This window comes from Intrasporangium sp., from assembly GCF_035280925.1.
Classification (GTDB): Bacteria; Actinomycetota; Actinomycetes; order Actinomycetales; family Dermatophilaceae; genus Intrasporangium.
Genome location: NZ_DATEEY010000079.1, coordinates 1 through 9,866 on the forward strand (window position 1 = coordinate 1; position 9,866 = coordinate 9,866).

Annotated in this window: 9 protein-coding genes and 1 tRNA gene; all 10 read right to left on the reverse strand. The window is 68.0% G+C overall.

Annotation, left to right across the window (positions count from 1 at the left end; translation table 11 throughout):
- On the reverse strand, positions 1-282 hold a 282-nt coding region (locus tag VJN29_RS08520; RefSeq protein ID WP_324143199.1), incomplete at its 3' end, for a hypothetical protein.
- Positions 283-298: 16 nt separating this feature from the next.
- On the reverse strand, positions 299-1,012 hold the full coding sequence (locus VJN29_RS08525) for an ABC transporter ATP-binding protein (protein ID WP_324143200.1): 714 nt from the start codon (positions 1,010-1,012) through the stop codon (positions 299-301).
- A complete protein-coding gene (locus VJN29_RS08530) occupies positions 1,009-1,833 on the reverse strand; it encodes an ABC transporter ATP-binding protein (protein WP_324143201.1) in 825 nt (274 codons plus the stop codon). Before VJN29_RS08530 ends, VJN29_RS08525 begins: the two co-directional genes overlap by 4 nt.
- Positions 1,830-3,572 (reverse strand): branched-chain amino acid ABC transporter permease, encoded by a 1,743-nt coding sequence (locus VJN29_RS08535; protein ID WP_324143202.1) that lies wholly within the window; start codon positions 3,570-3,572, stop codon positions 1,830-1,832. Before VJN29_RS08535 ends, VJN29_RS08530 begins: the two co-directional genes overlap by 4 nt.
- Entirely contained in the window at positions 3,569-4,492 is a 924-nt protein-coding gene (locus tag VJN29_RS08540; RefSeq protein ID WP_324143203.1) for a branched-chain amino acid ABC transporter permease, read from the reverse strand. Before VJN29_RS08540 ends, VJN29_RS08535 begins: the two co-directional genes overlap by 4 nt.
- A gap of 90 nt (positions 4,493-4,582) precedes the next feature.
- Positions 4,583-5,794 (reverse strand): branched-chain amino acid ABC transporter substrate-binding protein, encoded by a 1,212-nt coding sequence (locus VJN29_RS08545; RefSeq protein ID WP_324143204.1) that lies wholly within the window; start codon positions 5,792-5,794, stop codon positions 4,583-4,585.
- Positions 5,795-5,953: 159 nt separating this feature from the next.
- The gene (locus tag VJN29_RS08550) at positions 5,954-6,577 is read right to left on the reverse strand and encodes an ANTAR domain-containing response regulator (RefSeq protein ID WP_324143205.1); all 624 of its coding nucleotides are present in this window, start codon (positions 6,575-6,577) and stop codon (positions 5,954-5,956) included.
- A gap of 18 nt (positions 6,578-6,595) precedes the next feature.
- Positions 6,596-6,678 (reverse strand) — tRNA-Leu (locus VJN29_RS08555).
- A 51-nt stretch (positions 6,679-6,729) separates the two neighbouring features.
- A complete protein-coding gene (gene pyk, locus VJN29_RS08560; protein ID WP_324143206.1) occupies positions 6,730-8,187 on the reverse strand; it encodes a pyruvate kinase in 1,458 nt (485 codons plus the stop codon).
- A 188-nt stretch (positions 8,188-8,375) separates the two neighbouring features.
- The gene (locus VJN29_RS08565; RefSeq protein WP_324143207.1) at positions 8,376-9,833 is read right to left on the reverse strand and encodes a glutamate synthase subunit beta; all 1,458 of its coding nucleotides are present in this window, start codon (positions 9,831-9,833) and stop codon (positions 8,376-8,378) included.
- Positions 9,834-9,866 lie beyond the last annotated feature (33 nt).

The window sequence follows — 9,866 nt, forward strand, 5'->3', positions numbered from 1 at the left end:
GGGAGCCCACGCACCGATGACCAGGGCATCGCCGGCAGATGCGAGCGTCACCGCGTCCATCCCGCCAGGCAGTGGTTGCTCGGTCCACGCAAGAGCCTCCTCGTTCGTCGCGGCAGTCGGTGGCGCGAATTCGCGTGGTCCACCCTGGCAGGCCATCAGGACCACAGACAGGGTGACCACCAGCACGGTCCCGGCCAGCCGACGACGACGTCCGCACGGCGGACGGCGGCCGTCATCGGGGTGCACCACGTGGTGCACCCCGATCCGCCGCAGTCCCCGCACGGTCGTGACCTGCCCGTCAGTCCTCGCCGAGGTAGGCCTTTCGGACCGAGTCGCTGGCGAGCAGATCCTTGCCGGAACCCTTGAGCACGATCTTGCCGACCTCGAGGACGTAGCCGTGGTCGGCTCGTTGGAGCGCGGCCTGGGCATTCTGCTCGACGAGCAGGATCGTCGTGCCCTGCTGCTGCAGTGTCGTCACGGTGGACATGATGCGCTTCATCATGATCGGCGAGAGCCCCATCGATGGCTCGTCGAGCATGAGCAGCTTCGGACGGCTCATCATCGCCCGCCCCATGGCCAGCATCTGCTGCTCACCACCGGAGAAGGTGCCTGCCGGTTGCTGATGTCGCTCCCCGAGGATCGGGAAGAGCTCGTACGCCGCGTTGAGGTCCTTGTCGATCTCGCGGTCCCGGCGCGCGAACGCGCCGAGGCGCAGGTTCTGCTCGACGGAGAGGCGCGGAAAGATGCGGCGGCCCTCGGGTGAGTGGGCGATCCCCAGACCCACGATGCCGTGGGCCGGGGCGTTGTCGATCCGTTTGCCCTGGAAGCGGATCGAGCCTCCGCTCGGACGCATCAGCCCGGAGATGGTCCGCAGGGTCGTCGTCTTCCCGGCACCGTTGGTGCCGATCAGGGTGACCACCTCACCCTCATCGACGGTGAAGCTGATTCCCTTGACGGCCTTGATCTTGCCGTACGAGACGACGAGGTCCTTGACCTCGAGCATGGCGCTCACTCGTCCTCCTCCTCGTCGTCGGCGGCGCCACCGATGTAGGCCTCGATGACCCTGGGGTCGGACTGCACCTCATTCGGGGTCCCCTCGACGAGGACCTCCCCGCGAACGAGACAGAGCACCCGGTCGCAGAGGTTGAAGATGAAGCGCATGTCGTGCTCGATGACCACGACCGCCAGCCCGCTGTCGCGGATCCGGAAGATCAGGTCGCTCGCCTGCTGCGTCTCCCTCGGGTTCATGCCGGCCGTCGGCTCGTCCAGCAGGAGCAGCTTCGGCTCGGTTGCCAGGGCGCGGGCGATCTCGAGGCGTCGCTGGTCCCCGTAGGGCATGTTGCGGGCCAAGTGCTCGGTCGACTTCCCGAGCCCGACGAACTCCAGCAGCTCCTGGGCTCGCTCCCGGGACTCCCGCTCCTCACGACGGAACTTTGGTCCGCGGAGGATCGAGGTCAGCGCCGCGGAGCTCGTCCGGCAGTACCGCCCCACCATGACGTTCTCGAGAGCGGTCATGTTGCCGAAGAGACGGATGTTCTGGAACGTCCTCGCCATCCCGGCAATGACGACGGCCCGCGGTTTGGGCGGCAGGTCGGCGCCGTGCAGGCGGACTCGCCCCTCGGTGGGCTTGTAGAGTCCCGTGAGGCAGTTGAAGAAGGTCGTCTTGCCGGCGCCATTGGGGCCGATCAGCCCGACGATCTCGCCCTCGTGCACGCGCATGGCCACGTCGTTGACGGCGGTGAGGCCGCCGAAACGCATCGTGACCCCGGTTGCCTCGAGCACGGGCGTGCCGGCCGTGTGGTCGGCGTGCGTGATCTCGTCGACGGCGGTCATGCCTTGGCCTCCTGTTCCTCGACGAGGTGGACTTCCTCGATGCGGGTGGCGAGCTCCTCATCCTCCTCGTGGAACTCGAGCTGACGCCGCTTGCTCGCGATGATGCCCTCCGGGCGGAAGCGCATCATGAGGACCAGCAGCAGACCGAAGATGAGCAGCCGGTAGTCGGCGACGAAGCGCAGCTTCTCGGGGAGCAGCTTGAGGATCGTGGCCCCGATGAGCACACCGGCGACCGTGCCCATACCACCGAGCACGACGGCCGCGAGCAGGAAGGCCGACTCGAGGAAGATGTACTGGTCCGGCGTGACGGACACATCATGGTGCGCCTTGATGGTGCCGACCATGCCGGCGAGGAAGGCGCCGCCGGCGAACGCGAACACCTTGAGGCCAAAGGTGTTGACACCCATCGCCTCCGCCGCCTTCTCGTCCTCGCGGATCGCGATCCAGCCGCGGCCGATGCGGCTGTTGTTCAGCCGGGTGAACACGGTGATGATGATCCCGGCCACGACGAGGAGCAGGAAGTAGTAGTTCGCGAAGCGGCCCAGCGTGATTCCGGCGACTTCATGGGTCTCGCCGAAGTTGAACGACCCGATCTCGAGGTCCGGGATGGCGGGAATGCCGTTCGGTCCGTTCGTGAGCAGCGGCCCGTCCTGTCCGTCGAGGTTGCCCATCGTGAGTCGGAAGATCTCTCCGAACGCCAGCGTGACGATGGCGAGGTAGTCCCCGGAGACCCGTAGCGTCGGCGAGCCGATGATCAGGCCGAGGGTGGCCGAGACGAGCGCGCCCATGATGACGACGACGATGAACGGCGGCTTCCACCCGACCGTGGAGAACGCGGAATGAGAGAAGATCGCTCCGACGTAGGCACCAGCGCCCAGGAAGGCGATGTAGCCGAGGTCGAGCAGGCCGGCGAGTCCGACGACGATGTTGAGGCCAAGGGCCGTGGACGCGAAGATCAGCACCTGCGTGGCGATCGACATGTTCGCATCCGACCCGTCCTGGGTGAACGGGAACAGGAACGCCACTGCGACCGCGCCGAGCAGGAGGACGCGCCGGTGCGTCTGGGCGACGATGCCAACCCACGTGAAGAAGCCGGCTCTGGCAAGGGTCAGCGAGATGATGCCCACGAACAGGAGGACGAGCGAGAAGACCGTGCCGTCCTCGATGTCCAGGACGTAGGCAGCCCCGAAGAGGGCGATGGCCAGCAGCACCACGATCGTGAGGATCTCGACCCACGACGGGAGGCTCGCGTGCAGCGGGTCGCGGTGGGCCCGGGGCGTCAGGCCGGCCGAGCCGACGAGCAGGATGATGGCCCCCGCGAAGGAGACCCAGGCACCCGGCATGACGTTGACCAGGCCACCTGACTGGATCGAGATGAGTGCGATGACGAGCGCCATGTAGATGGTGCTCCCGAGTCCGAGCGTTCGCAGCGCCGTTGCCGAGCCGAGCCACTCGCCGAGTCGGCTCAACGGGCCGCGGTACATCAAGGCGAAGAGCACCGCGAAGACGGCAGCGACGATCATCAGGATCTGGACGGCGCCGGGGTAGAAGTCGATCGACAGGTCGCCGAGGACGTCAGAGGTGTAGCTCCACGCGAAGAAGCACCCTGCCGCGAGGACGGCGGCACCAACCAGGGTGAGCGCCCAGGCGAAGGGCGCAACCGGGCGACCGACGCGGTCCCACAGACTGACCCGCTCCGTGTCGTCGTACGTTTCTTCGATGTCGGTGTCGATGCTCATGCGCGGTCCACCACCCGTGCGCCGAGGATGCCCTGGGGCCGGAAGACGAGGACGACGATGAGCAAGACGAACGCCCAGACGTCCTTCCATGCCGACCCGCCGAACTGGCCCGGGATGAAGCCGACGGCCAGCGCCTCGGCGACACCGAGAACGAGTCCGCCGACAACGGCGCCCATGATGTTGCCGATGCCACCGAGCACGGCGGCGGTGAAGGCCTTGAGGCCCGCGAGGAAGCCCATCCGGAAGTCGATGTTCGCGTTGAGCAGGCCCTGCGCGACGCCGGCGACGGCGGCGAGGAGAGCGCCGATGGCGAACGCGATCACGATGATCCGGTCGACGTTGACGCCCATGAGCCGGGCGGTGTCGGGGTCCTCGGAGACCGCCTGCATCCCGTGACCTGACCTGGTCCTGTTGATGAACCACCAGAGGAACGCCGCAGACATCAGGAGCGCGCCGACCGTGAAGACGGCGGCACGTTGCACGGTGACACCACCGAAGGTGAGCGCGGGACCCGTCACCACGTCGATCTGTGGGAATGGGATCTTGCTCTTCGCTCCGGGGTAGAAGAGGCGGATCGCCTCCTGGAGGGCCACGGAGATGCCGATCGCGGTGATGAGCGGGGCCAGCCGTGGCGCTCCGCGCAGGGGACGATAGGCGAAACGCTCCATCAGCACCGCCGTCGTGACCGAGACCAGGATGGCGCCGAGGAGCATGATGGGCAGCACCCAGAGGGCGGTCGTGCCCTCGAAGAGGAGCGTCCACGTGGCCAGGGCGCCGAAGGCCCCGATCATGAAGACCTCGCCGTGGGCGAAGTTGATGAGCTGGATGATGCCGTAGACCACGGTGTAGCCGACCGCGATGAGCGCATATAGGGAACCGAGGGTCAGGCCGTTGACCAGCTGCTGCAGCAATTCGGTCATGTCTGCCGGAACCACCTTTCGATCTCGACGAGTTCGGCCAGGGACGGGTGTGCCCGCCCCTGGCCGAACGCTGTCAGTTGATGATCCGGGTCAGCCGAGGTTCTCCGACTTGACGGCGACCCACTTGCCACCGTCGACCTTGTAGCCCGTGATGACCTTGACCTTCGTGTCGCCGAACTCGTCGAAGCCCACCTGGCCGGTCACACCGGCGAAGGACACCTTGCCGACGGCGTCGATGACCGCCTGGCGGGCGCTCTTGACGTCCTCGGCGTCCTTGAGGGCGACCTTGAGGCCCTCGATGATCGCGTTGGCGGCGTCGTAGGAGTAGCCACCGTAGGCGGCAGCCGGCTCGGCGAAGTTCGCGGCCTCGTAGTCGGCGAGGAACTTCTTGCCCGCCTCGGTGTTCTCGGTCGGCTCACCGACCGACGTGGCGAGGTCGCCATTGGACGTCTCACCGGCGAGCTGGATGAACGTCGGGTCGTAGATGCCGTCGCCACCCATGAGCGGAACGTTGAGACCGGCGGCCTTCATCTGCTGCGAGAGTGGCCCGGCCTGGGGGTACTCGCCGCCGTAGTAGACCGCTTGGGGCTTGGCCGGGGCGACCTTGGAGACGACAGGGGTGTAGTTGGACTCGTCAGGGTTGATCGTCTCGGCGGCGACGATGGTCCCGCCGCCTTCCTTGAAGGACTCCGTGAAGTAGGTGACCAGGCCCTGGCCGTACGTCTTCTTGTCGTGGATCGTGGCGACCGACTTGATGCCCTGGTCGAGCAGGAACTTCGCCGCGAACGCGCCCTGCGTGATGTCCGTGGTGCAGGTGCGGAAGAACGTCTTGTACGGACGCGAGTTCCCGTCTGCGCCGCGCGTCAGCGACGGGCCGGTGTTGGCGGGCGAGACCTGCACGATGTTGGCGGCCGCGAAGACGGGCTGGGTCTGCTGCGACACGCTGGAGTTGAGGTTGCCCACGACGGCGGCGACGTCGTCGTCCGACGCGAGCTTGGTGGCACCGTTCTTGCCGACCTCGGCCTTGCCCTCGTCGTCCACGGGCTCGACCTTGAGCTCCCAGCCGGGGACCGCGTTCGCCTCGTTGGCCTGCATCACCGCGAGTTCGACCGAGTGCTGGATGCCCTTGCCCAGGGCGGAGAGGTCACCGGATAGCGGCGCGATGACGCCGATCTTGACGGTCTTCTTGGCGCCATCGCCGCCAGTACCGCCGGCGCTCGGGTCCTCCCCCCGAGTGCCACAGGCGCTCAGGGCCAGAGCGGCGGCCACGATGGGCACCGCGAACTTCATGTGGGAACGCACTGCTGTCCTCCTGATGTCACACATCCCTCGGTCGAGGGGCTGAGGAGGACATTAGAGCCATCCCGGCGCCACGTCACCCCTCTGGGCCGGATCGGTGACCGTGTCGTGACCTGCGGACCCTGACCCGGGCCACGCGTCCGCTCATCGGACGCCTGTCGCTCAGCTCGTCGGGAACCCGTTGATGACCGCCTCCGCAACCTCTTTCATCCCGAGGCGGCGGTCCATGGCGGTCTTCTGGATCCATCGGAACGCATCCGCCTCCGACAGCTTCAGCTGCGTCATCAGCACGCCCTTCGCGCGGTCGACGAGCTTGCGAGTCTCGAGCCGCTCTCCGAGATCGGCGACCTCCGCCTCGAGCGCTGTCAGCTCGAGCCATCGTGAGTGGGCGATGTCGATGGCCGGTCGCAGGTCGTCGGCGGTGAACGGCTTGACGATGTAGGCCATCACCCCGGCGTCCCGGGCGCGCTCGACGAGCTCGGTCTGGCTGAATGCCGTCAGCATGATGACCGGGCACACCTTGGCCTCGTGGAGCTGCTCGGCAGCGGAGAGCCCGTCCAGGACCGGCATCTTGACATCCATGATGACGACGTCCGGTCGCAGCTCCTTGGCCAGCTCGACCGCCTGCTCGCCGTTGCTCGCCTGGCCGACGACCTCGTAACCCTGCTCGCCGAGCATCTCGACGAGGTCGAGGCGAATCAGGGCCTCGTCCTCCGCGACGAGGATGCGGGTGGCCCCTCGGTCGCCGGCGTTGGTGTCCCGTGTCGTGCTCTCGTCTGTGCTCACGGTCAAACCCTATCTGTGTGCCGGGAGCGGGACTTGAACCCGCACGGCCTTGCGGCCAAAGCATTTTGAGTGCTCCGTGTCTGCCATTCCACCACCCCGGCAGAGGTGCCGGGCCAGCATACCGGTGCGCTGGGCCGTCCACCTCGCCTCGTTCAGGCGGTGACCTCGTCGGGGTTGTACGCCGGGGCGGCCCGGTTCACCGCGTCTCCGATCCGATGAACCCGAAGGGCGTTCGTGGAGCCGGGGATGCCGGGCGGCGAACCGGCGACGATGAGGACGCGGTCGCCCTCTGCGACGCGGCCGTCGGGGATCAGGTTGAGGTCAACCTGCATCGCGAACTGGTCGGTGTGGGACATCCGTGACACGAGGTAGGTCTCGATCCCCCAGACCAGGGCGAGCTGTGAGCGGGTGCGTTGCTGCGACGTGAAGGCGAGCATCGGCCGCTTGGGTCGCAGTCGAGCCTGGCGTCGCGCCGAGCCACCCGTCTCGGTGAAGGTGATGAGGAACTTCGCGTCGACGACGTCCCCGATCTCGACTGCCGCCTTGGTGACCGCCCCCGCCGCCGACGTGATCGAGGCGCTCAGCGGCGAGATCTTGTCGAAGCCGTGCTCCTCGGTCGACTCGATGATGCGCGCCATCGTCGTGACCGCCTCCAGCGGCCAGGCACCGACGGAGGTCTCGCCGGAGAGCATGATGGCGTCGGCACCGTCGAGCACCGCGTTGGCCGCGTCCGACGCCTCGGCCCGGGTCGGCCTCGGGTTCTCGATCATCGACTCGAGCACCTGGGTCGCGACGATGACCGGCTTGGCCGCCTGTCGCGCGAGCTCCACGGCGCGCTTCTGGACGATCGGCACGTCCTCGAGCGGCATCTCCACGCCGAGATCACCCCGAGCGACCATGATGCCGTCGAACGCCTCGACGATCGCGGCGAGGTTGGCCACGGCCTGCGGCTTCTCGATCTTGGCGATGACGGGGATCCGATAGCCGAACTCGTCCATGATGTCGTGGACGTCGTCGACGTCACTCGCGGCCCGGACGAACGAGAGGGCAATCATGTCGACCCCGAGCCGCATGGCGAATCGCAGGTCGTCCCGGTCCTTCTCGGACAGCGCGGGCACACTGACCGCCACTCCGGGCAGGTTGATTCCCTTGTTGTCCGAGACGACGCCGCCGATGACCGTCTCGGTGAGGACGTCCGTCTCCGTCACGTCCACGGCACGCAGGCAGACCTTGCCGTCGTCGATGAGCAGGACGTCCCCCGGACGGACGTCCGTGGGCAGGCCCGCGTAGGTCGTACCAACCTCGGTCTCACCGCCCTCGACGTCGCGTGTCGTGATGGTGAACCGCTGGCCCGGCGCGAGGGTGACCGGGCCGTCCACGAACCGGCCGGTCCGGATCTTGGGCCCTTGCAGGTCGATGAGGATGCCGACGGCTCGCCCCGAGGCGTCACTGGCGGCCCGGACGTCGCGGTACACCTGCGCGTGGAGCGACTGCTCGCCGTGCGACAGGTTCAGGCGGGCGACATCCATGCCCGCGTCGACGAGGGCTCGGAGCTGTTGGGGGGACGAGGTCTTGGGACCGATCGTGCAGACGATCTTGGCGCGACGCATGACTCAACCTTATGGGTCGTGTGACGTGGGTCACGTGGGGGGTTCAACCCCTTGGACGAGGTGGCTCGCGGGCGTGCGGGAGGGCTGGGACCGCGGGTACGTGCGGACGGAGCCCAGCGGCATACGGACATCTCGTATGCCGCTGAGCTGGCTCCCGGGGGACGTGACCTTCGACGGAGGACGGGGCCTCAGACGGCCAGGGGCCGCTCCGTGGGGGCGATGGGACGCGGTAGCGAGCTCGAGCCGGTGAGCCAGGCGTCGACTCCGCCGGCGGCAGCACGACCCTCGGCGATGGCCCAGACGATGAGGCTCTGCCCACGCCCCGCGTCTCCTGCGACGAAGATGCCCGGCACGGAGGACATGTAGTTCTTGTCCCGCCGGACGTTGGACCGCTCGTCGAGCTCGACTCCGAGCTGCTCGACGACGCCGGGACCCTGCGGCCCGAGGAAACCCATGGCGAACAGGACCAGCTGCGCCGGGACCTCGCGGTCGGTCCCGGCCTTGGGCTGCGGTCGTCCGTCGACGAGCTCCACCTCGACGAGCCGGAGCGCGGCGACGTTGCCATCGTCGTCTCCGATGAACTCCGTGGTGCTCACCGCGTAGATCCGGTCCCCACCCTCCTCGTGCGCGCTGGCGACGCGAAAGATCAACGGGTAGGTCGGCCACGGCTGGTTCGCGGGGCGGTCGTCACCGGGCTGCGGCATGATCTCGAGGCTGGTGACGGACCGGGCGCCCTGCCGGTGTGCGGTGCCGATGCAGTCGGCCCCGGTGTCGCCGCCACCGATGACGATGACGTCCTTGCCGGTGGCCAGGATCTGGTCGTCGACCACCTCACCCAGCGCGGCCCGGTTGCCCTGCGGGAGGTACTCCATCGCCTGGTGGACACCGCGCAGCTCACGGCCCGGGGCCTGCAGGTCGCGCGGCACCGTCGCCCCGATGGCGAGGACGACTGCGTCGTAGCGATCGCGCAGCTGCTGCCCCGTGATGTCGACGCCGACGTCGACCCCGCTCCGGAAGCGGGTGCCCTCGGCCTCCATCTGGCTCAGGCGTCGGTCGAGCACCGACTTCTCCATCTTGAACTCGGGGATGCCATAGCGCAGCAGTCCCCCGGGCTTGTCGGCGCGCTCGAAGACGGCGACCGTGTGCCCGGCGCGGGTCAGCTGCTGTGCGGCCGCGAGACCGGCGGGGCCCGAGCCGACGACGGCCACCGTCTTGCCGGACAGCCGCTCCGGCGGCATCGGCCGGACCAGCCCGCGGTCGAACGCCTGCTCGATCGTCGTCACCTCGACCTGCTTGATGGTCACGGCGGGCTGGTTGATGCCGAGCACGCAGGCCGTCTCGCACGGGGCGGGACACAGCCGGCCGGTGAACTCAGGGAAGTTGTTCGTCGCGTGCAACCGCTCGATGGCGCCCGCCCAGTCACCGCGCCAGGCGTGGGTGTTCCACTCCGGGATGAGGTTGCCGAGCGGACAGCCCTGATGACAGAACGGGATGCCGCAGTCCATGCACCGACCGGCCTGTCGCTGGAGCCGGCCGAGCTCCTGCTCCTCGTAGACCTCCTTCCAGTCCCGGATCCGCACCGGGACCGGGCGGCGGGCGGGGAGCTCACGCTGCCTCGTGGTCAGGAAACCTTGCGGGTCAGCCATGGGAAGCCTCCATGATCCGGTTCCACACGTCCG

Excerpts from the sequence above, each read along its gene's own strand:
- VJN29_RS08540 (WP_324143203.1), bottom strand. The coding sequence starts at position 4,492 with ATGACCGAATTGCTGCAGCAGCTGGTCAACGGCCTGACCCTCGGTTCC.
- pyk (WP_324143206.1), bottom strand. The coding sequence starts at position 8,187 with ATGCGTCGCGCCAAGATCGTCTGCACGATCGGTCCCAAGACCTCGTCC.
- VJN29_RS08530 (WP_324143201.1), bottom strand. The coding sequence starts at position 1,833 with ATGACCGCCGTCGACGAGATCACGCACGCCGACCACACGGCCGGCACG.
- VJN29_RS08535 (WP_324143202.1), bottom strand. The coding sequence starts at position 3,572 with ATGAGCATCGACACCGACATCGAAGAAACGTACGACGACACGGAGCGG.
- VJN29_RS08565 (WP_324143207.1), bottom strand. The coding sequence starts at position 9,833 with ATGGCTGACCCGCAAGGTTTCCTGACCACGAGGCAGCGTGAGCTCCCC.